The organism is Streptomyces sp. NPDC015127, from assembly GCF_043080095.1.
GTDB lineage: Bacteria > Actinomycetota > Actinomycetes > Streptomycetales > Streptomycetaceae > Streptomyces.
In genome coordinates this window covers 286,158-310,284 of sequence record NZ_JBIBVE010000002.1, presented here as the reverse complement: position 1 = coordinate 310,284, position 24,127 = coordinate 286,158, and the positions used below count along the sequence as shown (strand labels likewise).

The 24,127-nt window shown below is 71.4% G+C and carries 18 protein-coding genes; 4 read left to right on the top strand and 14 right to left on the bottom strand.

Annotated features, from left to right (window positions below; genetic code table 11):
* Positions 1-77: 77 nt before the first annotated feature.
* The 6 genes from ACF08N_RS04665 to ACF08N_RS04640 all read right to left on the bottom strand — a co-directional run bounded on the left by ACF08N_RS04665 (position 78) and on the right by ACF08N_RS04640 (position 8,027).
* Positions 78-1,184 (bottom strand): rhamnogalacturonan acetylesterase, encoded by a 1,107-nt coding sequence (locus ACF08N_RS04665; RefSeq protein WP_392323124.1) that lies wholly within the window; start codon positions 1,182-1,184, stop codon positions 78-80.
* 132 nt (positions 1,185-1,316) lie between these two features.
* Complete coding sequence (locus ACF08N_RS04660; protein ID WP_392323123.1) at positions 1,317-4,058, bottom strand: Tat pathway signal sequence domain protein; 2,742 nt, start codon at positions 4,056-4,058, stop codon at positions 1,317-1,319.
* 140 nt (positions 4,059-4,198) lie between these two features.
* A complete protein-coding gene (locus ACF08N_RS04655; protein WP_392323122.1) occupies positions 4,199-4,786 on the bottom strand; it encodes a hypothetical protein in 588 nt (195 codons plus the stop codon).
* 75 nt (positions 4,787-4,861) lie between these two features.
* Complete coding sequence (locus tag ACF08N_RS04650; RefSeq protein ID WP_392323121.1) at positions 4,862-5,737, bottom strand: carbohydrate ABC transporter permease; 876 nt, start codon at positions 5,735-5,737, stop codon at positions 4,862-4,864.
* Positions 5,734-6,720: a carbohydrate ABC transporter permease gene (locus ACF08N_RS04645; RefSeq protein WP_392323120.1), complete on the bottom strand. Its 987-nt coding sequence runs from the start codon at positions 6,718-6,720 to the stop codon at positions 5,734-5,736. The genes ACF08N_RS04650 and ACF08N_RS04645 overlap by 4 nt, the downstream gene beginning before the upstream one ends.
* A gap of 23 nt (positions 6,721-6,743) precedes the next feature.
* The gene (locus ACF08N_RS04640) at positions 6,744-8,027 is read right to left on the bottom strand and encodes an ABC transporter substrate-binding protein (RefSeq protein ID WP_392323119.1); all 1,284 of its coding nucleotides are present in this window, start codon (positions 8,025-8,027) and stop codon (positions 6,744-6,746) included.
* 323 nt (positions 8,028-8,350) lie between these two features.
* On the opposite strand from ACF08N_RS04640, the gene ACF08N_RS04635 reads away from it, so the two are divergent.
* Positions 8,351-9,856, top strand: coding sequence for an alpha-N-arabinofuranosidase (locus ACF08N_RS04635; protein WP_392323118.1), 1,506 nt, complete (start codon positions 8,351-8,353; stop codon positions 9,854-9,856).
* Between the two features lie 100 nt (positions 9,857-9,956).
* Here ACF08N_RS04635 and ACF08N_RS04630 read toward each other — a convergent pair whose 3' ends face one another.
* The 8 genes from ACF08N_RS04630 to ACF08N_RS04595 form a co-directional block, all read right to left on the bottom strand.
* Positions 9,957-10,970 (bottom strand): LacI family DNA-binding transcriptional regulator, encoded by a 1,014-nt coding sequence (locus tag ACF08N_RS04630; protein ID WP_392323424.1) that lies wholly within the window; start codon positions 10,968-10,970, stop codon positions 9,957-9,959.
* Positions 10,971-11,132: 162 nt separating this feature from the next.
* Positions 11,133-12,194, bottom strand: a complete 1,062-nt coding sequence (locus ACF08N_RS04625) for a LacI family DNA-binding transcriptional regulator (RefSeq protein WP_392323117.1) — start codon at positions 12,192-12,194, stop codon at positions 11,133-11,135.
* A gap of 14 nt (positions 12,195-12,208) precedes the next feature.
* A complete protein-coding gene (locus ACF08N_RS04620) occupies positions 12,209-13,627 on the bottom strand; it encodes a BNR repeat-containing protein (protein ID WP_392323116.1) in 1,419 nt (472 codons plus the stop codon).
* Positions 13,628-13,639: 12 nt separating this feature from the next.
* Positions 13,640-13,960: an L-rhamnose mutarotase gene (locus ACF08N_RS04615; protein ID WP_392323115.1), complete on the bottom strand. Its 321-nt coding sequence runs from the start codon at positions 13,958-13,960 to the stop codon at positions 13,640-13,642.
* A gap of 14 nt (positions 13,961-13,974) precedes the next feature.
* Positions 13,975-15,060 (bottom strand): rhamnose ABC transporter substrate-binding protein, encoded by a 1,086-nt coding sequence (gene rhaS / locus ACF08N_RS04610; RefSeq protein ID WP_392323114.1) that lies wholly within the window; start codon positions 15,058-15,060, stop codon positions 13,975-13,977.
* Positions 15,061-15,074: 14 nt separating this feature from the next.
* The gene (locus ACF08N_RS04605; RefSeq protein ID WP_392323113.1) at positions 15,075-16,127 is read right to left on the bottom strand and encodes an ABC transporter permease; all 1,053 of its coding nucleotides are present in this window, start codon (positions 16,125-16,127) and stop codon (positions 15,075-15,077) included.
* Complete coding sequence (locus ACF08N_RS04600; protein ID WP_392323112.1) at positions 16,111-17,163, bottom strand: ABC transporter permease; 1,053 nt, start codon at positions 17,161-17,163, stop codon at positions 16,111-16,113. Before ACF08N_RS04600 ends, ACF08N_RS04605 begins: the two co-directional genes overlap by 17 nt.
* Positions 17,160-18,689 (bottom strand): sugar ABC transporter ATP-binding protein, encoded by a 1,530-nt coding sequence (locus ACF08N_RS04595; protein WP_392323111.1) that lies wholly within the window; start codon positions 18,687-18,689, stop codon positions 17,160-17,162. Before ACF08N_RS04595 ends, ACF08N_RS04600 begins: the two co-directional genes overlap by 4 nt.
* Before the next feature lie 249 nt (positions 18,690-18,938).
* On the opposite strand from ACF08N_RS04595, the gene rhaI reads away from it, so the two are divergent.
* From rhaI to ACF08N_RS04580, 3 genes are all read left to right on the top strand, one after another.
* Complete coding sequence (rhaI, locus tag ACF08N_RS04590) at positions 18,939-20,099, top strand: L-rhamnose isomerase (RefSeq protein ID WP_392323110.1); 1,161 nt, start codon at positions 18,939-18,941, stop codon at positions 20,097-20,099.
* Between the two features lie 293 nt (positions 20,100-20,392).
* A complete protein-coding gene (locus tag ACF08N_RS04585; RefSeq protein ID WP_392323109.1) occupies positions 20,393-22,438 on the top strand; it encodes a bifunctional aldolase/short-chain dehydrogenase in 2,046 nt (681 codons plus the stop codon).
* A gap of 160 nt (positions 22,439-22,598) precedes the next feature.
* Positions 22,599-24,074: a rhamnulokinase family protein gene (locus ACF08N_RS04580; protein ID WP_392323423.1), complete on the top strand. Its 1,476-nt coding sequence runs from the start codon at positions 22,599-22,601 to the stop codon at positions 24,072-24,074.
* The last annotated feature ends 53 nt before the right edge of the window (positions 24,075-24,127 follow it).

Genomic DNA, 24,127 nt, shown 5'->3' with positions numbered 1-24,127 from the left:
CTCGGGCCGCCGTCCAAGGCCCGTACAACGGTCGTCCAGCACATGAACAAGATCCGTCCAAGTCACGGAAGGTGAGCCTAGGTCACCGCTTCACGCGTCGCGCCGGAGTCAAGACCTCGGGACGGGGCGGCGACGGCCTGGTCCGCCGGCAGCAGTCCCTGCGCTCTCAGCTCGCCCAGGACCAGGGAGGCGAACTCGGTGGCGCCGCGGGCCGAGGTGTGGGTGTTGTCGCGCTTCTCGGCGGTGAGGAACAGCGGCTTGGAGTTCTCGGGGCCGAGTTCCTCGACCCGCCGCTTGCTGAGCGCGGTGAGGTCGACGAGCGGTACGTGCTGCTCCGCGGCGAGGGAGCGCATCTGCGCGGGGAGGTCGACGCCGAGGCCGTTGACGTGCAGGGCCGGGGCGTTGTCGAGGGTGCCGTCGCCGTTGAACCAGCGGCGCACCACCGGGGTGACCAGGACGGGGCGTGCGCCGCGTTCCCGTGCGCGCTCGATCATGGCGGTCAGGTTGGCGCGGTAGACGTCGGCCGGTGTCTGCTTGTCGTTGTGCGCGAGCTGGATCAGCACTAGGTCGTCGTGTGCGAGGCGGGCCTCCAGCGCGGGGAAGAGGGCCGGTGTGTCCAGGAAGGACTGGGAACCCTCCCCCGAGTCGGCGTAGTTGGCGACCGCGAGGCCCCGGGTGAGGAACTGCGGGAGTTGCTGGCCCCAGCCGGAGTACGGCTCGCCGGGCTGGTCGCACACGGTGGAGTCACCGGCGAGGAACAGCCGGGCGGTGCGCGGTGCGGGCGTGACCCGCAGTGCGGCCAGGCGGGGCGCCGGGCCGTCCACATACAGGTCGAGCCCCGGGCTGCCCGCAGGGCCCGTCGGCTCGCCCTCGGGGGCGCGTACGTCCACGGTGACGTCACGGCGCACGCGTTCGCCCGCGTCGGTCACCGTCTCGGCGAGCAGGGGGCGGCGGGTCTCGGCGGTGACACGGGTACGGCCGGCTGTGGGGCCGCCGATCGTCAGGCTGACGTCGTAGGTCCCGGGCGGGACGTCGAAGTGGCAGACCGTCGGGGAGCTGCCGGTGCAGTGCGCGAGACCGGGGCCGGTGCCGTAACCGGGCCGGTCGGCGTGGGCGGGACCGACGACGGTGCAGATCGCGGCCACGGTGAGGGCGGCCGACAGGGCGGGGGCGGCACGTCGCATCAGGGGTGTCCTTCCGGGCTTCATCGGGAACGGGTCGTGCCGTGCGGGTGGAGCAGTGGGACAAGGCGAGGTGCGCGGCCGGACCCGTACGGAAGCGCCGGGTCCGGCCGCGGCGAGGGGCGGAGCGGGGCCTCAGCCGGGCAGCCTGTCGCCCACCAGCGCGAGGTTCTGGATGGCGGCGAGCCCGTACTGTGCCGTGTCGTTGGTACTGATCGCCGGGTTCTCGTAGCCGGGTTCCAGGACCGCGGGGCCCTCCAGCTCGGTCCTGCTCCAGTTCATGGCCACGGTGTAGCCGTCACTGCGCAGGAACTTCTGCCAGGCCCGGGCCGCCAGTCCGTCGTCGTCGAGCCGGGCGGCCGCGTACCCGTCCAGGCGCGAGTGGCCCTGGAAGAGGATGATGCTGCCGAAGTTCTTGCCGTAGCGGGCGGCCTGCTCGGCCTTGGTGGCGTTGTAGTAGCGGCAGTAGTCGAGCCACGCCTCCGTGAACCTCGGCATGTCGATCAGGTCGATCAGCTCAGCGCACATCTCGACCAGGCCGAAGACCGCCGACAGGTGCGAGACGTTGACCACGGGACTGTCGGCGAGCGCGAAGCGACCGGTGTCGAGGTCGTACAGGCCGCTGCCCTGCACGAAACCGTTGGGCTGCGCCGCGATGGTCTCCATGGTGGAACGCAGCCGCGCCTCGGCCTTCGCCGCCTTGGGGCCTCTGCGCTCCCACTCCGTCAGCCATGCGGCGGCCAGTCCGCTCCAGTCGGTGCCGAAGCCGATCGACAGGGCGTTGCGGTCCGGTTCGTACGGCTCGGTGCGGATCTTGCGGATGGGGTCGAGGACGAGGAACGTCTCGTCGGAGTCGACCAGCGCGTGCATGAGGTCGCCGACCCGCTCGTCGGCGGTGAGGAAGTAGTAGAACCGCCGGTACGCGGCGGTGGAGATGCGCTGCTGTTTGGCGCTGTCGGCGTAGTGCTGCACGCCGTGCCGGGTGCCGAGGCCGGCCCACTTGCCGAGGTGGTAGACGTCCACCTCGCCCGTGTGGCGGGTCATCGCCTCCGCGAAGCGGAAGATGTCCGCGCGGCCGGAGCGCAGATAGGCGTACCAGAGCCACAGGTCGGGTGACAGCTCGGAGTTGTCCCAGGCGTAGCCGCCGACGTCGTAGCGCCACTGGTGCCGGTCCGTGTCGTAGGTGTGCATGACGTCGCCGTGGTCCCAGAAGCCGTACCAGCGGCGCTGCTCCACCTGGTCCCGGTAGTAGGTGAAGAGGAAGTCGAGGTGGTCCTCGATCGCGGCCTTCGCGGGCGTGGAGCGGTCCACCGGGGCGAACAGGCCGCCGAAGACGCCCGCGCGGGACAGAGTCTCCGGTCCGGCGGCGAGCTGCGGCGGGGTGCGCACCGCCGCAGCTTGCTGGACGAGGACGTCCGCGCTCGGGGTGGCGGCATTGGCCCAGAACATCAGCTCGCTGGTGCGGGCGATGCCGTACGGGGTGCCGAAGCCGGGCTCGTAGTCCTCGTAGGTGATGTTCAGGCCCTCCAGCTGCTCCGGGTAGGTGTTCTGGCCCATGCCGTCGTGGTAGAAGCGCAGGTCCATCGGCTGCGCCTCGGGCGACCACAGCCACAGGGTCACCTCGGCCTCGGCGCCGGCGGCGCCGCGGATGTCGAGCTGGGTGGGGTGCCGCTGCCAGAAGTCCCGCAGGCCGAAGGAGAGTCCGCCGCTGACCCCGCCCACATAGCCGAAGCCGGACGCACGGCCGCCGCCGCCCGCGGTGATCCAGCCGTGCCCCGGCTTGGTGCGCTTGCGCAGGGTGAACCCGTCGGCGGAGAGCTGGGCGAGCGTGTAGTCGCCCCAGGTCGGGATGAGGTGCAGGCGGCTGGTGACCCGCTGGTCCCAAGTGGCCGGGTCGGGCAGCTTCTCGCCCTTGACCTGGGCGGCCCGCACGGCGGCGCCCGGATCGCGGCGCATGCCCGTGATGCCCTTGACGGCCTCGGTGAGGAAGCCCTTGCCCTCGCCCGCGATGCGGATGTGCCGGTCGTACTCCTTGTCCCGCATCGGCACGCTGAAGCGGACGCCGAGGCCGCGGATGAAGTCCCCGGTGGACTGTCCGGCCGTCTGGTCGCCGTCGTAGGTCAGCGTGTGGACCATGCGGAACGATTCGGCGCCGGCGTAGAAGTAGAGCCGGACGCTGAACGGCAGCCAACTGCGGCGGCCCTTGCGGTGTCTGCCGTCGATGCGGACCACCGCGCGGACGGGTCCGTCCTGCTCCGCCGTCGCCTCCTCGATCTCGCCGTCGAACCGCTCCCACTTGGCGTTGCCCTGGTCGCCGTCCGTGAGTTCGCCCTGGCGCAGCACGACCAGTCGGCCGTCCGTCGCGATCGTGGTGCCGCCGCGGGTGACGGAGTGCACGAGCCGGGTGCCGTCCTTGCCGATGACGGCCTTGACCACTCCGGTGTCGACGGTGATGCGCCCGTCCGTCTCGGTGACGGTCACCGTCTTCGCCGGGGCGGCGGCGTCGCCGGCGGTGAGCGTGAAGCGGTCGGTGCCTGCGGCGTCGGGCCCGACGGCGTGGGCGGACCACTTCAGTGAGCCGTCGGGCCAGTAGGCGGTCGCCCAGCTCTGTACGGGGACCTCCTTGCCGTCGGTGGTGGCGAGCGCGAAGGTCCGGTCGCCGGGATGGGCGCCCTTGGGCCAGGCCACCCCGAACGTGTTGCCGGGGGCGGCTCCCAGCCCGCCCTTCTCCAGCCACTCGACGGCGACCGGTTCGCCGGCCTCGGGGGCCGCGGGGGCGGCGTGGGCGTCCGCCCGGCCGAGTGTCCAGCTGAACTGGGCGGCGGCGCCGGCCACGGCGGCGGCCTTCAGCAGGGATCTGCGGGGGATCGGAGACATCGTCGTTCCTTTCCGTGTGAGAACCGCCGGTGCCTCCGGCGTGCCTCTGAGCATGGGTCGATCATGGGCATGACATGTCGCCGCGGGTACCGTGTGCCGGAACGGACCGGGCGAGCAAGACGAGTGGAGAGGTGGGAGATTCAGCGGCGGCGACGGCGTTCCTCGACCGCCAGCGCCGCGCCCGTGACGATGCCGAGTGCGGGCGCGGCCAGTGGTGCGGCGAACCAGGCCGACACCCCGACGACGGCGAAACCGCAGACCAGCGTCAGCGAGCCGGCCGGGTCCAGGACCGTACGGCGGGCCGCCGCGGCAGACAGCGCCCGCCACGACTCCCCGGGCCGCCAGGACACGGCCGCGCGCAGCCCGGTCACGACCACGCCCAGCATGCACAGGGCCACGACCGCCGCGATCAACGGCCCGCCGGGCAGGGCGGCGCGCGCGACCGCGAGGTCCGCCCACAGCACGCCGAGGGCCGCCGTCCCCGCCAGGCCCACGAGCCAGCCGCGCCGGGCGGCGGCCCGCAGGTCCGCGGTGAACTCGCGCCAGGTGGACCGCTCCCCCGCCCCGTGGCGCCGCAGGTGCGCGGCGCCCGCGGCGACGGTGGCGGGCAGGGTCACCACCGGCAGAGCCGCCAGCGCGATCCACACGCCGGTGAGCAGGCACTCGGCGAAGACGCCGAACCGCTCTGCGGCGGGGGACTCCTGACGGGGTGCCCGGGAACGGGACATGACGCTCATCTCGCTGATCGGCCCTTCGGGTCGTCCGACGTCGTCGCCGGTGTCGTCACTTCGGCGCTCGTGCCGTCACTTCAGTCCGGACGTGGCCATGCCGTCGACCAGGTAGCGCTGGAAGGCCAGGAAGAACAGGACCACCGGCAGCAGCGCGACGAGCGACATGGCGATCATGCCGCCGTAGTTGGCGACGCCCTCCTGGTCGACGAACATCTTCAGGCCGAGGGAGACGGTGTACTTCTCGGGATCGTTGAGGTAGATCAGCGGGCCCATGAAGTCGTTCCACGCCTGGATGAAGGTGAAGATCGCACTCGTGATCAGCGCGGGCCGGCACAGCGGAAGCACGATCGACCAGTAGATCCGCAGGTGTCCGCAGCCGTCCAGGCGGGCCGCCTCGTCCAGCTCCCGGGGCAGGCTCCGCATGAACTGCATCATCAGGAAGACGAAGAACGCGTCCGTCGCCAGGTACTTGCCGAGCAGCAGCGGTGTGAAGGTGTTGATCAGTTCCAGCTTCTGGAACAGCACGTACTGCGGGATCAGCAGGACGTGGTACGGCAGCAGCAGCGTGCCGATCATCAACGCGAACAGGACGTTGCGGCCGGCGAAACGGACCCGAGCGAAGGCGTAGGCCGCCAGCGAGCAGGACAGCAGCACGCCCACCACCGAACCCACCGCGAGCATCGCTGAGTTCACGAAGAAGGTGGAGATCGGTATGTCCGCGATGCCGTCCGCGAGCCGGGTGTAGTTGCCGACGACGGCGTCCACGGGGAACAGGTCGAGCGAGCCGACGATCTGGTCGTTCGGCTTGAACGAACCCCCGATCAGCCAGACCAGCGGGTAGAGCACCACCGCGAGCACGGCCAGCGCGCCCAGATGCCAGGCCAGCGCCCCCGCGACACGCCTGCGGTTCCCCGTCGCGCCCGTCAGGCGCTGCACGCTGCTGCTCATCGGGCCCCCTCCTCGTAGTGCACCCAGCGTCGCTGGGACCAGAACAGAAACGCCGTCACCAGGCCGACCGCCAGCAGCAGCATCCAGGCCATGGCGGAGGCGAAGCCCATGCGGCTGTTCTCGAAGCCCTGGACGTACAGGTAACAGGTGTAGACGAGCGAACCGTCCGCGGGGCCGCAGGCGTTGCCGCCCGCTCCCCCGCCGACGATGTACGCCGAGGAGAAGATCTGGAAGGAATGGATGGTCTCCAGCAGGACGTTGAAGAACAGCACCGGGGAGATCATCGGCAGGGTGATGCTCCAGAACCGGCGCAGGCTCCCCGCGCCGTCGACCTGGGCCGCCTCGTACAGCTCGCGCGGCACCTGCTGGAGACCGGCGAGGAAGATCACCATCGGCGCGCCGAACTGCCACACGGTGAGCGCCACCAGCGCGTACATGATCCATTCCGGATCGCCGATCCAGCCGCCGACATCCGAACCGAATGCCTTCTGGGCACGGTCGACGATCGCGTCGTCCGAGAACAGCGCACGCCACACGATGGCGATGGAGACACTCGCGCCGATGAGCGACGGGGCGTAGAACGCCGCCCGGTAGAACCCCTGGCCGCGCCGGCTCTGGTTGAGCAGCAGCGCCACCGCGAGCGCGGCGATCAGCTTCACCGGCGTGCCGACGACCACGTACCACGCCGTCACCTCGACCGACTTGCGCCACCGGGGGTCGGCGAACATGTCGGTGAAGTTGCGCAGGCCGATCCACTCCGGCGTGTCGAAGAGGTTGTAGTCCGTGAACGCGAAGTACAGCGAGGCGACCATCGGACCCGCGGTCAGCAGCAGGAATCCGGCGATCCAGGGGGACAGGAAGAGATAGCCGGCCAGGTTCTCCCGGCGGCCGCGCCTGCGTACGGCGGCGGGTCCTGCCGGGCGCCCCGGGCCGGGCCCCGGCCCGGGGCCTGTGGCAACCGTCTCCGGGGCCGCAGGGGTCATGATGTGCGTCACCGTGGTTCCCCTCAGGCGCTGAAGGCCGTCTTCGTCTCGGTGAAGTACATCTCCACCGCTTCGTCGACCGAACGCCGGCCGAGGGCCAGTTCCTCGGCGACCCTCAGAAAGGCCGCCTCGGCGATGTCGGAACCGGCCGGGTGGACGGTGATGGGCTCCAGCACCCGGGCGTCGACGAGCTGCTTCTCGTACGCGGCGATCTGCTTGTTGATCGCGTCGGTCGGCTGGAACGCGTCGTACTGCTCGGTCGTCGCCAGCACACCCCGGTCGTACCCCATGATCCTGCCGACCTCGGGGTCGTGGACCATGAAGTTGATGAACTGGGCGGCTTCCGCCGGGTGCTTGGTGCGCTTGGAGGCACTCAGCATCAGGGAGCCGAGGTACTGGCCCGTCCGCTTGCCGTCGGTGGTGGGGATCGGCGCCAGGCCGTAGTCGCTCTGCCCCTCGGAGGTGTAGCGGACGATGAAGTTGTCCCAGGTGAACTCGCCGGCCGCCAGCTTCGCCGACACCGCCGACTTGGGCTTGACCTGCGCGACCTTCTTGGGGTCGGCGAAGATGCCGCTCCGGACACCCGCGGATGCCTTGGTCCACCAGGCGGTGAGGTCGGCCTCGGTGAAGCCCAGCCCCTTCCCGGAGAAGAACGCCTTGCCCTGCTGGCGCAGATAGAGGTCGTACGCATACATCACGCCGTACATGCCGCTGTCGCCCGCCATCTTCTGGGTCTGGCGGATCCCCCGCAGGGCGGCGTCGAAGTCGTCCCAGGTCCAGCCCATCTCCGGCGCGATGCCGGCCTTTTCGAAGACGGGCTTGTCGATGACGAAGGCCATCGAGTTGCTGCCGACCGGAACGCCGAGGAGCCTGCCGTCGACCTCGCCGAACTTCTCCAGTCCGGCGCGGAAGTTGCCCAGGTCGAGATTGCCGGCCCCGGCCTGCGCGTGCAGATCGAGCAGGACGTTCTTGGCGTCGTACTTGCGCAGGAACCCGATGGCGTTCTGGAAGACGTCGGGCGGGTTGCCGCCGGACGCCTGCGTGTTGAACTTCTTCCAGAAGTCCAGATAGGGCTGGAAGTCGGTCTTGACCTTGATCTTCGGGAACTTCTTCTCGAAGAGCCTGATCGATTGGTTGATCCGCTGGGCACGGTCCTCGGAACCCCACCAGGCGTATCGGATGGTCACGGGTCCGCCGCTGCCGGACCCACTGCCGCCGCAGCCGGCCGCGGTCAGCCCGAGGGCGGCCAGGGAGCCGCCGCCGATCTTCAGCAGACTGCGCCGGTCGATGTTCGCGTTCTTGCGCACAGCTTGTCCTTCCAGCCACGGGGGAGTGCATATTGAATCGTTGCAAGCAAGCGCTTTCTGCGACACCGTAAAGAGTGGTGCGGGGTACGTCAACGGTTGGGACGGAGAAACGGTGACGGCACCTACTGAGAGGGGGCCGTGTCGGCCCGAAGTGTTGACATGCCGGTCGCCGGTTGGAACCCTCCCCGCCCGAGGGACAAAATCGATTCAATCCTTTGGACACGCCATGACAGCGGCACCCCGAAGCCCGGCCTCACCCCCGCTGTGCCGGACAGCCCCTAGGCCGATGACGGGACGCCCTGCACCGCACCGGGAAGGAACCCATGTCCGACGGCACCGCACGCTTCACACTCGACCCCGCCTTCACCATCGGCGACGTCAGCCCCCGCCTGTTCGGCTCCTTCGTCGAGCACCTCGGACGCTGCGTCTACACCGGCGTCTTCGAACCGGACCACCCCACCGCCGACGCGGCCGGTCTGCGCCGGGACGTCCTGGCCCTCGTCCGCGAGCTCGGCGTGACCGTCGTCCGCTATCCCGGCGGCAACTTCGTCTCCGGCCACCGGTGGGAGGACGGCACCGGCCCGGTCGAGCGGCGCCCGCGCCGGCTCGACCTCGCCTGGCGCTCGACCGAGACCAACCGGTTCGGCCTGTCCGAGTACATCGACTTCCTGCGCAAGGTCGACGCCGAGCCGATGATGGCGCTCAACCTCGGCACCCGGGGCGTGGCCGAGGCCCTCGAACTCCAGGAGTACGCCAACCACCCCGGCGGCACCGAGCTGTCGCAGCGCCGCGTCTCCCACGGCGACAAGGAGCCCTACGGCATCCGCCTGTGGTGCCTGGGCAACGAGATGGACGGCCCCTGGCAGACCGGGCACAAGACCGCCGAGGAGTACGGGCGGGTGGCCGCCGAGACCGCCCGCGCCATGCGGCAGTTCGACCCCGGGGTGGAGCTCGTCGCGTGCGGCAGCTCCAGCCAGTCCATGCCGACCTTCGCGGCGTGGGAGGCCACCGTGCTGGAAGAGGCGTACGACCTGGTCGACTTCGTCTCGCTGCACGCCTACTACGAGGAAGTCGACGGCGACCGGGACTCGTTCCTCGCCTCCGCCGTGGACATGGAGTCCTTCATCGACAACGTCGTCGCCACCTGCGACCACGTCGGCGCCCGCCTCAAGTCGAAAAAGCGGATCCAGCTGTCCTTCGACGAGTGGAACGTCTGGTACCAGGCACGGTTCCGGGACGCGGGCCTGCCGGAGTGGGACGAGGCGCCGCGGCTGCTGGAGGACAACTACTCGGTGACCGACGCCGTCGTCCTCGGCTCGCTGCTCATCGCCCTGCTGCGCCACGCCGACCGGGTGACGGTGGCCTGTCTGGCCCAGCTCGTCAATGTCATCGCCCCGATCATGACCGAGCCGGGCGGACCGGCGTGGAAGCAGACGACCTTCTTCCCGTTCGCGCAGGCGAGCCGGTACGGCCGCGGCCGGGCACTGCGGGTAGACGTCGACAGCCCCGTGCACGAGACGGCCCGATACGGCGAGGTGCCGCTGCTGCACGCCACCGCGACCATGGACGATGCCACCGGCGCGATCACCCTCTTCGCCGTCAACCGCAGCCTGAGCGAGCCGCTTCCGCTGGAGGTGGACCTGCGCGGGGCGGCGGTCGGCAAGGTGATCGGGCACGGTGTGCTCGCCGACGCCGATCCGGAGGCCCGCAACACCCTCGACGCACCGGACCGCGTCACCCCGCGCACCGGACAGGGGACCACCCTGGCCGACGGCACCCTCCGCGCCACGCTGGAGCCGATGTCGTGGAACGTCATCCGGCTGGGGTGAGCAGGCGGCGGGGTGCCGGCGAGCGGGGGCCCGCTGCGGCAGCGAAGACGTGCCGGCGAGCGGGGGCTCCGCTGCGGCGAAGGGCGCTGAGGGTCCGGTCTCAGACCCGGGTGCCGAGGGTGGAGGCGCGGACCACCAGTTCCGGTTCGAGGACGATCTGCCGGTGCTCGTGCCGGTCCGCCCTGTCGCCGGTCTCCTCGATCAGCAGCTCCGCCGCCGTCCGGCCCATGCGGTGGGCGGGCTGGCGTACGGACGTCAGAGGCACGGCAGCGGCCGCCGCGAACTCGATGTCGTCGTACCCGACCAGGGCCATGTCGTCGGGAACGGTCAGCCCGGCGCCGTAGAGCGCCTGGAGGACGCCCAGGGCGAGCAGGTCGTTTGCGCAGAACACCCCGGTCGGGCGCGGTGACATGCCCAGCAGCCGGGCACCGGCGTCCCGCCCCGCGGCCACGTCCATGCGCTCGGTCTCGATGTGCCGCAGCGCGGACTCGGGCAGGCCGCCCTCGCGCAGCGCGTTCAGGGCTCCGGTGCGCCGGTCCTGGCACTGGGCGAGGAACATCGGTCCACTGATGTAGACGAGGTCCCGGTGTCCCTGCTCCATGAGGTGGCGGGCCGCGAGTTCGCCGCCCAGTATGTCGTCGACGGACACCGAGCAGCCCTCGGCGCTGCCGAGGACCCGGTCGACGCAGACGAAGGGGATCCCGCGGCGCCGGAAGTCCGCGAGGTTGCGTCCCGTCATGTCGGCGGGAGTGATGAGCACGCCGCGCACCTGCTGCTCCGCGAAGAGGGAGAGGTACTCCGCCTCTTCGGCCGGGCTCTGCGCGCTGTTGCACAGCATCACACCGAGGCCCGCCCGGCGCGCCGCCCGCTCGGCGCCCGAGGCCACGTCGACGAAGAACGGGTTGGCCATGTCCAGGACCAGCAGGGAGATGATCCGGCTGCGGCCGGCCCGCAACTGCCGGGCCGTCTCGCTGCGGACGTACCCCAGGGCGGTGATGGCCGCCTGGACGCGCTCGCGGGTCTCCTCGGCCACCATGTCGGGTCGGTTGATCACGTTGGAGACCGTCCCGACCGACACCCCCGCCCGCCGGGCGACGTCCTTGATTCCCACCATGCGTGACACGAGCGACATGCTACGCACTCCTGACCGGTGCCGGGCCCCGTCCCTTCAGCAGGCCGAAGGGACCGGGCCGCCCGCACGGGCACGGGAGCAGCCGGACGGCCTGCACGCGGCCCGCGCCGCGAGCGTGCGGCCGCCTCCGCGCGGACCGACCGCCTATGCGCCGGCTCCCGGGCCGCTTCCTGTCCGCGCCGCGCGCCGGTGTCGTCCCAGCGTCGACTCACGCACGACGAGCTCGGGTTGGAGCACGATCCGCCGGTGGTCGTGCGCGGACGCCGTCGCGCCCGTCTCCTCGATCAGCAGGCGCGAGGCGGTGCGGCCCATGTGGAACGCGGGGCGGCGTACGGAGGTCAGCGGGACGGCCGCCGCCGCGGCGAACTCGATGTCGTCGTACCCGACGAGGGCGACGTCGTCGGGCACCGCCACCCGGGCCCCGTACAGCGTCTGCAGCACGCCCAGGGCGAGCAGGTCGTTGGCGCAGAACACCCCGGTCGGGCGCGGCGACATGCCCAGCAGCCGAGCCCCCGCGTCCCGCCCCGCGGCCACGTCGAGGCGTTCCGCCTCCAGGTGCCGCAGCCGTTCCGCGGGCACTCCGGCCGCCTCGAAGGCGCGCAGCGCGCCCGCGTGACGGTCCTGGCACTGGGCGAGGTGCATGGGGCCGCTGACGTAGGCGAGGGTGCGGTGGCCCTGGTCGAGCAGATGCCCCACGGCGAGGGCGCCGCCTGTGACGTCGTCGACCGAGACGGAGCACGCCTCCGCGCTCGGTACGAGCCGGTCGACGAAGACGAACGGGATGCCGTGCCGCCGGAACCGCTCCAGCGTGCGGCCGGTCGTGTCGGCGGGGGTGACCAGCAGCCCGCGCACCCGCTGCTCCGCGAAGAGCGACAGGTAGGAGGCCTCTTCCTGCGGGCTCTCCGCGCTGTTGCACACCATCATGCCGAGCCCGGTCTCGCGCGCCGACCGCTCGGCGCCCGCGGCCACGTCCACGAAGAACGGGTTCGCCATGTCGAGGACCAGAAGGGCGAGCATGCGGCTGTGGCCCGCCCGCAGCTGCCGGGCGGACTCGCTGCGGACGTAGCCGAGCCGGTCGATGGTGGACAGGACCCGGGCCCGGGTCTCCTCGGAGACCGTGTCCGGCCGGTTGATCACGTTGGAGACCGTGCCGACGGAGACTCCCGCGGCCCGGGCCACGTCCTTGATTCCCACCGCCTGGCCCATCGGCGTCGTGTCCCCTACCGCGGCAGGCGGAAGTCGACGACGCGGATCGGCGAGGGCGTGGTCCCGGTCGACTTCTGCTGGTACATGAAGGACAGGATGCCGTCCTGGGCGACGCGTGTGTCGTCCACGACGACCTCGCCGAAGGCGTTCAGCCCGCTGCCGTCGAACACCGTCTTCCAGTCGGTCCAGCCGGAGGTCCTGGACGCGGCGACGATGCGGCCGTAGGGCATCACGGCGTACGCGTTGTCGTGGGTGTCGAAGACGAGGTGCGTGCGCTGGCTGGAGTTCAGCGGCACGGGGATCTCGGTCTTCTTCCAGCGCCCCGCGGCGTCCTCGAAGACGTGGAAGGCCCGGCCGTATTTCACCCGGTCCGCCACGTAGTCGGTGCTGCACCGGGTGAAGCGTCCGGGGACGTAGCTGACGACGGCGTGGGGCCGTCCGGCCGAGTCGGTGGCCTGGCTCTCCTGGTTCATCAGCGCGTGGTCGGGGTTCAGCGGGTCGGCGACCGTGCCGGCGTCGTCGACCGAGACCCGGTCCTGGCCGCCGGTGGTGCCGACGACCTCGCCTGCCGGGTTGCGCCAGGTGCGGCCGCGGTCGGTGCTGTGGACGTAGCCGGTGTCGTGGTTGGTGAGGCCGCCGCCGGCGCACATGACGGCCCCGTTCTGCTCGCGCCAGGTGAAGAAGGCGTGCAGGGTGCCGTCCGGCCCGTAGTCGATGCCGTGCAGGTACATGTTGCGGCGGGTGCTGGAGCCGTGCTCGCTGGTGTACGTGCCGGTGGCGCCGGTCCACTCGCCGAGGGCCCGCCACCGGTGGCCGTCGTACTCGGCGAGGCCGTTGGTGCCGTTCCCGGAGACGCCCGCGCGGTAGCTGAGCTGGAGCCTGCCCTCGGGGGTTGAGACGAACTGCGGGTAGGTGAAGCGGTCGGTGAGGGTGAGGCCGTCGAGGGTGGTCCGGACGGCACCGAACGCCTTGTCGTTCCAGGCCCGTCCGGCGGGCGAGTTCATGAGCCCGGCCGCCGACTTCACGTAGAAGAAGCCGTTGCTGTGCGAGTCCATGTTCAGGTGCAGCCGGCCGTCGATGCGCGAGATGCCCATGGAGATGACGTTGTGGGAGTCGTTCACGGTGAGCTTGTGGGGCAGCGTCACCGTCTCCCAGGTCGTGGCGTTCAGCGGGCGGCGGGCGACCACGGCGTTCCGCTCGGCGGTGTACCAGGCGGCGTACTGGTAGCCCTTGTAGGTGAGCAGGCCGTTCTTCTGGAACGCGTTGTTGTTGACCAGGCCGTCGTAGGAGACGAAGTAGACGGCCCGGGAGTCGAGTTCGGTGTCGGCGATGCGGGTGACGGAGGGCGCCGGGTCGGCGGCGTGGGCGGGGGCGGTCACGGTGAGGGCGGTGAGCAGGGCAGCGCTCAGCACCCCGGCGGCCGGGGGTCTCATGGGGGTCTCGTTTCAGTCCAGGTGGAAGACTTCGGTGAGCGGGCTCATGACCTCGTCCGGCTTCGCGCCGTCGAGCGATTCGAAGAAGGGGGCCATCTCGGCCTGCCAGCGGGCGTTGACCTCGGTTGCGGCCATGGCCTCCTGGGCGGCCGCGAAGTCGTCGGTCTCGAGGTAGCCGACGAGGAGGCCGTCCTCCCGCAGGAAGAGGGAGTAGTTGTGCCATCCGGCCGCGGAGAGCGCCCGGAGCATCTCGGGCCAGACGGCGGCGTGCCGCTCCCGGTACTCCTCCAGGCGGTCCTGACGGACCTTCAGCAGAAAGCAGACACGCCGCATCTGATCGCCCGGCCTCAGAAGTCGAAGTCGTCGATGTTGTCCTTGCTGAAGACCGTCGGCGGACCGAGGATGACCTCCCCGTCCTTGCCGATCGTGTACTCACCGAGCTTCCCGGCCGTGAACTTCTCCCCCTCGGCGCCGGTGATCTGCCCGGAGGCGAGGGCGGCCGCGGCGTACGAGCCGAGGTAGCCGAGCTTCTTCGGGTCCCACAGGGAGAACTGCTCGACCGTGCCGTCCTTGACGTACTTGCGCATCTGGTTGGGTGTGCCGAGGCCGTTGAGGACGACCTTGCCCCGGTACGAGGAATCGCTGAGGTAGCGGGCGGCCGCGGCGATGCCGACGGTGGTGGGCGAGATGATGCCCTTGAGGTCGGGGTAGGCCTGGAGCAGGCCCTGGGTCTGCTGGAAGGACTTCTGGTCGGCGTCGTCGCCGTAGGCGACCTTGACCAGCTTCATGTCCTTGTACTGGGGCTTGTTCAGCTCGTCCTTCATGAACGCGATCCACGCGTTCTGGTTCGTGGCGTTCTGCGTGGCCGAGAGGATGGCGATCTCGCCCCGGTAGCCGATCTGCTTGCCGAGGTTCCGTACCAGGCTGCGGCCGATCTCCTCCGAGGACGCCTGGTTGATGAACAGTTGGCGGCAGTCCTTCGCGGTGTCGGAGTCGTAGGCGACGACTTTGATGTCCCGCTTCATGGCCTGCTTGAGCGGGCCGCACACCGCGTTGGGGTCGTTGGCGGCGATGAGGATGGCGTCCTGCCGCTGCTGGATGAGGGTGTTGATGTAGGAGACCTGGGAGGAGGCGCTGGCGTCGGAGGGGCCGACCTCCTTGCCGGTCCCCCCGTACTCCTTCGCGGCCTCGATGCCCGCCTCGTCGACGATCTTCTCGTACGGGTTGTTGATCTGCTTGGGCAGGAAGGCGACCTTCAGGTTCTTCTTCAGCGGGGCGTCGGGGTCGGCCTTCGCGTTGGAGCCCTGGGCGCCCCCGGAGCTCTTCTCGACGGAGTCCTTCGTGGTGCCGGAGCAGCCGGCCAGGGCGACGGCCAGGGCACAGGCGGCGGCGGTCGCGGCGGCGCGGCGCCGGGCGGGGGTGTGCGGGAACATGGGCGGTTGACCTTTCAGGAGGACCGGGGGGCGGCGGCTGCGCGCCGGTGCTGCCGTTCCACCAGGGTGGCGACGACGCGGGGGGTCAGGACGGAGGCGACGAGCAGAAGTCCGGTGACGATCACCTGGACCTCGTTGGCCACGTCGCCGAGGGTGAGCAGGTTCTTCAGGAGGCCGATCAGCAGCACCCCGGCGACGGCGCCGAAGAGGGTGCCCTTGCCGCCGTCGAAGTCGACACCGCCGAGGAGGACGGAGGCGATGACGAGCATCTCGAAGCCGAAGCCGTTGTCGGCGCGGGCGCTGCCGTAGCGGAGGGTGAACACGATCCCGGCGAAGGCGGAGAAGAGGCCGGTGGCGACGAACAGCAGGAGCTTGATGCGCTTCACGCGGATGCCGGCGAAGTACGCGGCCTCCTCCTGGGCGCCGATGGCGTACAGCGACCTGCCGAGTCCGGTGGCGTGCAGCACCACGCCGGCGACGACGGCCAGCACGGCGAACAGGACCACGGGGTAGGTCAGGAACGTGCCGGGGACGGTCGTCGTGTCGGTGGCCCAACTCGCGTACGCCTGGGGGAAGTCGGTGACCGCGTCGCTGCCGAGCACGACCGAGGCGAGCCCCCGGTAGAGGGCCAGGGTGCCGATGGTGACGGCGAGCGAGGGCAGCCCGACCCGGGTCACGAGCCATCCGTTGAGCAGCCCGCCCGCGACGCCGACGACCAGGACCACCGGCGCGATCAGCTCGAAGGCCCAGCCGGCCTCCCACAGCGCTCCCGTCAGCGCGCTGCCCAGGCCCAGCATGGAAGCGACCGAGAGGTCCACCTGCCCGGCCACCACCAGCAGGGTCATGGGCAGGGCGATGAGGGCGACCTCGACGACGTCGTTGAGCGCGAAGGCGAGGTTGCCGCTGCTGGCGAAGCCCTCGGTGGTGCCGAGGCCGGTGACGAACACGGCGACCAGCAGGACGGCGATCGCGGTGTCCCAGCGCAGGCCCGCGCTCCTGACGAGCCGTGCGCGGGAGGGCGGGGCGGGCCGCGGCGTCCGTGCCGCGGTGTCAGGCGCCGTTGCCATGGCGGGCGCTCCTCTTCGTCAGTGCACGGGTCACGCGCAGGTTCACGATGCGGTCGACGCTGATGGCCGCCAGCAGGAGGGCGCCGGTGATGGCTCCCTGCCAGAAGGCGTCGACCTTGAGTACGACAAGGACGCTGCCGATGGTGGTCAGCAGCAGGGCGCCGAGCGCCGCGCCCCAGACGCTCCCGACACCGCCCACGACGGCGACGCCACCGACCACGACGGCGCTGACGACCGTCAGCTCCCAGCCGCGCGCGTTGTCGGCGACGACGGTCCCGAAGCGGGCGAGCCACAGGGCTCCGGCGAACCCGGCGACCGCGCCGGAGAAGAGGTACGCGCCGAACACGCGGCGGCGGATCGGCACACCGGCGAGCCGGGCTGCCTGGGGGCTGGAGCCGATGGCGTACAGCTCGCGCCCGCTGCGGTAGCTGCGCAGGTAGTACGCCGTCACGGCGAGCACGGCCACGCCGAGCAGCGGCAGATAGGGGATGCCGAGGACGCTTCCGCTGCCGAGCCTGAGCACGGCGTCGGGGACCTCGTTGGCGCTGATCTGCCGGCCTTGCGCCCACCAGTAGTCGATGCCCTGGATGATGTAGAGCGTTCCGAGGGTGACCACCAGGGCGGGGACCTTGCCGAAGCTGACGAGCGCCCCGTTGACGAGTCCGCACAGCACGCCGATGGCGGTGCCGAGCAGCAGGACGGTGAGCGGCCCGTGGTCCGTACCGGCGACGAAGGTGCCGCAGGCGAAGGCGGAGAGGCCGACGACCGAGCCGACGGACAGGTCGATGTTGCGGGTGATCACCACGACGGTCTGGCCGACGGCGAGCAGGACCAGGATCGAGGCGTTGAGCAGCAGGTCCTTCACGCCCTGGTCGGACAGGAAGCGCGGGTTGGTGATCCACGTTCCGACGAGGAGCAGCACGAGTGCGCCGGCAATGCTGATCTCGCGGGCGCGGAAGACCGCGTCGACGAGCGAGCGCGCCGAGCGGGCGTCTGCGGGCGGGGCGGCGGGCGGCCGCGGGAGCGTCGTGGTCATGCGGCCCTCTCCTTTCCGTTGCGGCCGGTGGCCGCCGCCATGACCGACTCCTCGGTGGCACGGTCCCGCGGGATCTCGGCGACCAGCCGGCCTTCGTGCATCACCAGGACGCGATCCGCCATGCCGAGCACTTCGGGCAGGTCGGAGGAGATCATCAGCACCGCGAGTCCTTCGGCGGCGAGAGAGGACAGCAGGCGGTGGACCTCCGCCTTGGTCCCGACGTCGATGCCGCGGGTGGGCTCGTCGACGACAAGGACGGCCGGCTCGGTGGCGAGCCACTTGGCGAGGACGACCTTCTGCTGGTTGCCGCCGGAGAGCACGCCGACCGTGTCGGAGAGGCGGTTGTACTTCAGTTGCAGCCGCACGGCCCAGTCGGCCGCCCGCCCGCGCTCCAGGGCCCGGCGCACCAGGCCCGCGCTGCCGAGCGCGCCGAGACCGGTCAGGCCGATGTTGCGCTCGATGGACAGGTCCATCACCAGTCCCTGCTGGCGGCGGTCCTCGGGGACGAGCGCGAGCCCGGCGTCCATGGCGGCGGTGGGCGAACCCGGCCGCAGCGCCGTGCCGTTCACCCGTACCTCGCCGGCGTCCGCGCGGTCGACGCCGAAGACGGCCCGGGCGACCTCGGAGCGCCCGGCGCCCACGAGTCCGGCGAGGGCCACGATCTCGCCGCGGCGCACGTCGAAGGAGATGTCGCGGAAGACGCCCTCGCGCGTCAGGCGCCGCACCGACAGGGCGGTCTCCCCCACCGTCGTGGCCTGCTTGGGGTAGAGGTCGTCGAGGTCGCGGCCGACCATGCGGCGCACGAGGTCGTCCTCGGTGAGTCCGTCCAGCGGTTCGGAGGAGATCCACCGGCCGTCGCGCAGGGTGGTGACCCGCCGGCACAGCTCGAAGATCTCCTCCAGGCGGTGCGAGATGAACAGGACGGCCGCGCCGTCGGCCCGCAGGTTCTCCACGACGCCGAAGAGGCGCGCGGTCTCGCTGCCGGTGAGGGCCGCGGTGGGCTCGTCCATGATCAGGACACGGGCGTCGAACGACAGTGCCTTGGCGATCTCGACGATCTGCTGGTCGGCGATCGACAGGCCGCGGGCCAGCCGGGCCGGGTCGAGGTCGACGCCCAGCCGGCGCATGAGGGACGCGGTGGTGTCGTGGACGGCCTTGCGGTCGATCCGCCCGAACGAGCCGCGGGGCTGACGGCCCATGAAGATGTTCTCGGCGACGGAGAGGTCGGGGAAGAGCGTCGGCTCCTGGTAGATGACCGCGATGCCGGCATCCCGGGCATCGGCCGGACCGTGGAACACCACGGGAACGCCGTCGAGCAGGACCTGCCCGGAGTCGGGGCGGTGGACGCCGGCGAGCGTCTTGATGACCGTGGACTTGCCCGCGCCGTTCTCGCCGGCCAGAGCATGCGCCTCACCGGCGTACAGCTCCAGGGAGACGTCCTGGAGGGCCCGCACGGCCCCGAAGGACTTGTGCACGTCCCGCAGGGCGAGGACGGGCGCGGCGTCGCCCGTTTCGGACTGATTCATGAGGGGCTCCTCAGCGGCGGCGAGCGGGATTCGGCACCACACGCTGTGAAAGGTTTCAATTACGTTTCACGGAACGTAGAGGCGGCCCGGCAACGGAGTCAATGGTTCTGCGGCCGGAATTTGCCACCCCGCCCCAAGCGGTTGCCCAGCCGCGAGGGTTCCTGTATCCGGCCTTGACAGGCGCCTGACTCGCCCTTAGCTTCCTCGATGAAACGATTCATAGCTTCGGGACGCATGGGAGTGCTATCCATGACCGCCGTACCCGCCGTGAAGGCGGCCCTGAAGACGCAGGCCATCGAGACGCCGTCCTGGGCGTACGGCAACTCCGGCACCCGCTTCAAGGTGTTCGCACAGCCCGGTGTTCCGCGCACTGCGCAGGAGAAGCTCGACGACGCCGCCCGCGTCCACGCCCACACGGGCGTCGCGCCGACCGTCGCGCTGCACATCCCCTGGGACCGGGTGGACGACTACGCCGCGCTCGCCAAGTACGCCGAGGACCGCGGCGTGAAGCTCGGCGCCGTCAACGCCAACGTCTTCCAGGACGACGACTACAGGCTGGGCTCGGTCACCCACCCCGACCCCGCCGTCCGCCGCAAGGCGACGGACCACCTGCTGGAGTGCGTCGACATCATGGACGCCACCGGCTCGCGCGACCTCAAGCTGTGGTTCTCGGACGGCACCAACTACCCGGGCCAGGACGACATCGCGGCCCGGCAGGACCGCCTCGCCGCCGCGCTGGGCGAGGTCTACGAGCGGCTGGGCGACGGTCAGCGGATGCTGCTGGAGTACAAGCTCTTCGAGCCCGCCTTCTACGCAACCGATGTCCCCGACTGGGGCACGGCGTACGCGCACTGCCAGCGGCTCGGGCCGAAGGCGCAGGTGGTGGTGGACACCGGACACCACGCACCGGGCACCAACATCGAGTTCATCGTGGCGTTCCTGCTGCGCGAGGGGAAGCTCGGCGGCTTCGACTTCAACTCCCGCTTCTACGCCGACGACGACCTGATGGCCGGCGCCGCCGACCCCTTCCAGCTCTTCCGGATCATGCACGAGGTGGTGCGGGGCGGCGGCTACTCCCCCGACGTCGCCTTCATGCTCGACCAGTGCCACAACATCGAGCCCAAGATCCCCGCCGTCATCCGCTCGGTGCTCAACGTCCAGGAGGCCACGGCCAAGGCGCTGCTGGTGGACTCGGCGGCACTGGCGGAGGCGCAGGGCAGCGGTGATGTCCTCGGCGCGAACGCCGTCCTGATGGACGCGTACAACACCGACGTACGGCCGCTGCTCGCCGAGGTGCGCGAGGAGATGGGCCTGGACCCGGATCCGGTGGCCGCCTACCGCCGGTCGGGCTGGGCCGAGCGCATCGTCGCCGAACGGGTCGGTGGCGAACAGGCCGGCTGGGGCGCGTAGCCGCCGCCTCGGGGGCGGCAGGGCGGACGAGCGCGGCAGCACTCGGTCGCCCACCGACGCGCCCACCCGACCCACGACGGCGAGCCGCGCCCACGCACGCCCGCGCGCGCACCCACACACCCGCACACCCGCACACCCGCACACCCGCACCCGGGCCACGCCCGCACTCGCCCCCCCGCCCCCGCCCGCGCCCGCGCCCGCGCCCGCGCCCGCAGCGAACGGCGCGCGGCGCCGGCCCGCCGCCACCACCACGACGCATTCGCCACCCACCACGAGGCACGAGGGAAGACACGATGAACCCCGACGTCCATGCCGAGGCAGCGGAGCTGCTGCGGCGCTCGCACCGGCTCGGGTCCGACCCGCGCAACACCAACTACGCCGGCGGCAACACCTCCGCCAAAGGCACGGCCATCGACCCCGTGACCGGCGGGAAGGTCGAGCTGATGTGGGTCAAGGGTTCCGGCGGCGACCTCGGCACGCTCACGGCCGACGGCCTGGCCGCGCTGCGCCTCGACCGGCTGCGCGCGCTGACCGGGGTGTACCCCGGGGTGGAGCGCGAGGACGAGATGGTCGCCGCGTTCGACTACTGCCTGCACGGCAAGGGCGGGGCGGCTCCGTCCATCGACACCGCCATGCACGGCCTCGTGGACGCCGCCCATGTCGACCACCTCCACCCCGACTCCGGCATCGCGCTCGCCTGTGCCGCCGACGGAGAGGCACTCACCGAGGAGTGCTTCGGCGACCAGGTGGTCTGGGTGCCCTGGCGCCGCCCCGGATTCCAGCTCGGCCTGGACATCGCCGCCGTCCGGAAGGCCCACCCGCGGGCAGTCGGCTGCATCCTCGGCGGTCACGGCATCACCGCCTGGGGCGCCACCGGCGACGAGTGCGAGCGCAACTCGCTGCACATCATCCGCACCGCCGAGGAGTTCCTCGCCCGGCGCGGCAGGACGGAGCCGTTCGGTCCCGTACTGCCGGGGTACGCCCCGCTGCCGGAGGACGAGCGCCGCGCGAGGGCCGCCGCGCTGGCCCCGGCCGTCCGCGCCCTGGCCTCCACCGACCGGCCTCAGGTCGGCCACTTCACCGACTCCGACGTGGTCCTGGACTTCCTCTCCCGGGCCGAGCACCCGCGCCTGGCCCGGCTCGGCACGTCCTGTCCGGACCACTTCCTGCGGACGAAGGTGCGCCCGTTGGTCCTCGACCTGCCCGCCGGCGCCCCGCACGAGCAGGCGGTCGCCCGGCTGAAGGAACTCCACCAGCAGTACCGGGCCGAGTACGCCGCCTACTACCGGCGCCACGCGACGCCCGACTCCCCCGCGATGCGCGGCGCCGACCCGGCGATCGTCCTCGTGCCCGGTGTGGGCATGTTCTCGTTCGGCAAGGACAAGCAGACCGCCCGGGTCGCGGGCGAGTTCTACGTCAACGCCGTCAATGTCATGCGCGGCGCCGAGGCCGTCTCGTCCTACACCCCCATCGAGGAGTCGGAGAAGTTCCGCATCGAGTACTGGGAGCTGGAGGAGGCCAAGCTGCGGCGCATGCCGGAGCCGAAGCCGCTGGCCACCCGGATCGCGCTGGTCACCGGCGCGGGCTCCGGCATCGGCAGGGCCATCGCCCACCGGCTGGCCGCCGAGGGCGCCTGCGTGGTCGTCGCGGACCTCAATGCCGACAGTGCGACGGCGGTCGCCGAGGAACTCGGCGGCCCCGACCGGGCGATCGCGGTCACCGTCGACGTGACGTCCGAGGAGCAGATCGCCGAGGCGTTCCGGGCCGCGGCCCTCGCCTTCGGCGGTGTGGACCTCGTGGTGAACAACGCGGGCATCTCCCTCTCCAAGCCCCTGCTCGAGACCACCGCCGAGGACTGGGACCTGCAGCACGACATCATGGCGCGCGGCTCGTTCCTCGTCTCCCGCGAGGCGGCCCGCGTCATGATCGAGCAGGGACTCGGCGGCGACATCGTCTACATCGCATCCAAGAACGGCGTGTTCGCCGGTCCCGACAACATCGCGTACGGCGCCACCAAGGCCGACCAGGCGCACCAGGTGCGCCTGCTGGCCGCGGAGCTCGGCGGGCACGGCATCCGGGTCAACGGCATCAACCCCGACGGCGTCGTCCGCGGCTCCGGCATCTTCGCCGGCGGGTGGGGCGCCCAGCGGGCCGCGGTGTACGGCGTGCCCGAGGAGAGGCTCGGCGAGTTCTACGCCCAGCGGACGCTGTTGAAGCGCGAGGTGCTGCCGGAGCACGTGGCGAGCGCGGTCTTCGCCCTCACCGGCGGCGAACTCTCGCGCACCACAGGACTGCACGTGCCCGTCGACGCCGGTGTCGCCGCCGCGTTCCTGCGCTGACGTACCGTCACGGTCCTGTCGCTGCCCGGCCCAACGGTGAGCGGCACAGCCCGGGACCGGTGCCGCTCACCGAACTCCGCCGATTCCCGAGGTTGCTGTGTCATCCACCGACTCCCTCCCCTTCGCCGCCGTCGACCTCGGCGCGTCCAGCGGGCGCGTCATGGTCGGGCACGTGTCCGTACGTCCCGGCGGGTCGGGCGCCCTGCGGCTGGAGGAGGTGCACCGCTTCCCGAACCTCCCGGTGCGCGTCGGCGGCACCCTGCACTGGGACATCCTGTCCCTCTACCGGGGCGTGCTCGACGGCCTGCGCGCGGCGGGCCGCGTCACCGGCGGTCGCCTGACGAGTGTCGGCATCGACACGTGGGCCGTCGACTACGGGCTGCTCGACGCCTCCGGCGCGCTCCTCGGCAACCCCGTGCACTACCGCGACGCCCGCACCGACGGCACTGCGGAGAAGGTGGCGGAAGCTCTGCCCCCGTCGGAGCTGTACGCGGCGACCGGCCTGCAGCACCTTCCCTTCAACACCGTCTACCAGCTGACGGCGGCTCAGGGAACGCCCGCACTCGTCGTCGCCCACCGCCTGCTCCTGATCCCCGACCTCATCGCGTACTGGCTGACCGGCGACATGGGCACCGAGCTGACCAACGCCTCCACCACCCAGCTGATCGACCCGCGCACCCGCGACTGGTCCCGGCCCGTCGCCGCGGCGCTCGGCATCGATCTGAGCCTGTTCCCGCCGCTGCGCCGCCCCGGCTCCCCCGCCGGGCATCTGCTCCCGGGTGTGCTGGCCGACACCGGCCTCACCGGCCCCGTGCCGGTGACGGCCGTCGGCTCGCACGACACCGCGTCGGCGGTGGCCGGAGTCCCGGCGGACGGGGACCGCTTCGCGTACATCGCCACCGGTACCTGGTCGCTCGCCGGAGTCGAGCTGGACGCACCGGTGCTCACCGAGGAGAGCCGCCGGGCCAACTTCACCAACGAGCTGGGGGTCGACGGCACCGTTCGGTACCTGCGGAACATCATGGGCCTGTGGATGCTCCAGGAGTGCCTGCGCAGTTGGGCGGCCGAGGGCCGCGGGCAGGATCTGGCACCGCTGCTCCAGGAGGCCGCCGACGTGCCGCCGCTGCGGTCGTACATCGACGCCGGGGACCGGGAGTTCCTGGCGCCTGGCAACATGCCGCAGCGGATCGCGGACGCGTGCCGTCGCGCCGGCCGGGCCGTACCGCGCACCCCGGCCGAGACCACGCGGTGCGTGCTGGACTCCCTCGCCCTCGCCCACCGGCTGGCGGTCGAGGACGCGCGGCGGCTGTCCGGCCGTGCGGTGGACGTGGTGCACGTCGTCGGCGGCGGGGCGCACAACGAGCTGCTGTGCCGACTGACCGCCGACGCCTGCGGGATGCCCGTCGTCGCGGGTCCGGCGGAGGCCGCGGCCTTCGGGAACCTCCTCGTCCAGGCGCGGGCGGCGGGCGCCGTGCGCGGCGGTCTTCCCGAGCTGAGGGCGCTGCTGCGCCGGACGCAGCCGCTGCGCCGGTACGCGCCATCGGCCGACCGCTCCGCGTGGGACCGTGCCGCGGCTGTCGTGCGGGAGGAGAGCGATGCGTGCGCGACCGGCCGGCCCGCTCCGGACGGCCCCTAGGGGGCCGAACGCCTCACCGCACGAACAAGAACCCTGTACGGCACGTGCGTTGT

Coding starts and splice junctions, on each gene's coding strand:
- ACF08N_RS04665 (WP_392323124.1), bottom strand. CDS start 1,184: ATGCGACGTGCCGCCCCCGCCCTGTCGGCCGCCCTCACCGTGGCCGCG.
- ACF08N_RS04660 (WP_392323123.1), bottom strand. CDS start 4,058: ATGTCTCCGATCCCCCGCAGATCCCTGCTGAAGGCCGCCGCCGTGGCC.
- ACF08N_RS04655 (WP_392323122.1), bottom strand. CDS start 4,786: ATGTCCCGTTCCCGGGCACCCCGTCAGGAGTCCCCCGCCGCAGAGCGG.
- ACF08N_RS04650 (WP_392323121.1), bottom strand. CDS start 5,737: ATGAGCAGCAGCGTGCAGCGCCTGACGGGCGCGACGGGGAACCGCAGG.
- ACF08N_RS04645 (WP_392323120.1), bottom strand. CDS start 6,720: ATGACCCCTGCGGCCCCGGAGACGGTTGCCACAGGCCCCGGGCCGGGG.
- ACF08N_RS04635 (WP_392323118.1), top strand. CDS start 8,351: ATGTCCGACGGCACCGCACGCTTCACACTCGACCCCGCCTTCACCATC.
- ACF08N_RS04630 (WP_392323424.1), bottom strand. CDS start 10,970: ATGGTGGGAATCAAGGACGTCGCCCGGCGGGCGGGGGTGTCGGTCGGG.
- ACF08N_RS04625 (WP_392323117.1), bottom strand. CDS start 12,194: ATGGGCCAGGCGGTGGGAATCAAGGACGTGGCCCGGGCCGCGGGAGTC.
- ACF08N_RS04620 (WP_392323116.1), bottom strand. CDS start 13,627: ATGAGACCCCCGGCCGCCGGGGTGCTGAGCGCTGCCCTGCTCACCGCC.
- ACF08N_RS04615 (WP_392323115.1), bottom strand. CDS start 13,960: ATGCGGCGTGTCTGCTTTCTGCTGAAGGTCCGTCAGGACCGCCTGGAG.
- rhaS (WP_392323114.1), bottom strand. CDS start 15,060: ATGTTCCCGCACACCCCCGCCCGGCGCCGCGCCGCCGCGACCGCCGCC.
- ACF08N_RS04605 (WP_392323113.1), bottom strand. CDS start 16,127: ATGGCAACGGCGCCTGACACCGCGGCACGGACGCCGCGGCCCGCCCCG.
- ACF08N_RS04600 (WP_392323112.1), bottom strand. CDS start 17,163: ATGACCACGACGCTCCCGCGGCCGCCCGCCGCCCCGCCCGCAGACGCC.
- ACF08N_RS04595 (WP_392323111.1), bottom strand. CDS start 18,689: ATGAATCAGTCCGAAACGGGCGACGCCGCGCCCGTCCTCGCCCTGCGG.
- rhaI (WP_392323110.1), top strand. CDS start 18,939: ATGACCGCCGTACCCGCCGTGAAGGCGGCCCTGAAGACGCAGGCCATC.
- ACF08N_RS04585 (WP_392323109.1), top strand. CDS start 20,393: ATGAACCCCGACGTCCATGCCGAGGCAGCGGAGCTGCTGCGGCGCTCG.
- ACF08N_RS04580 (WP_392323423.1), top strand. CDS start 22,599: ATGGTCGGGCACGTGTCCGTACGTCCCGGCGGGTCGGGCGCCCTGCGG.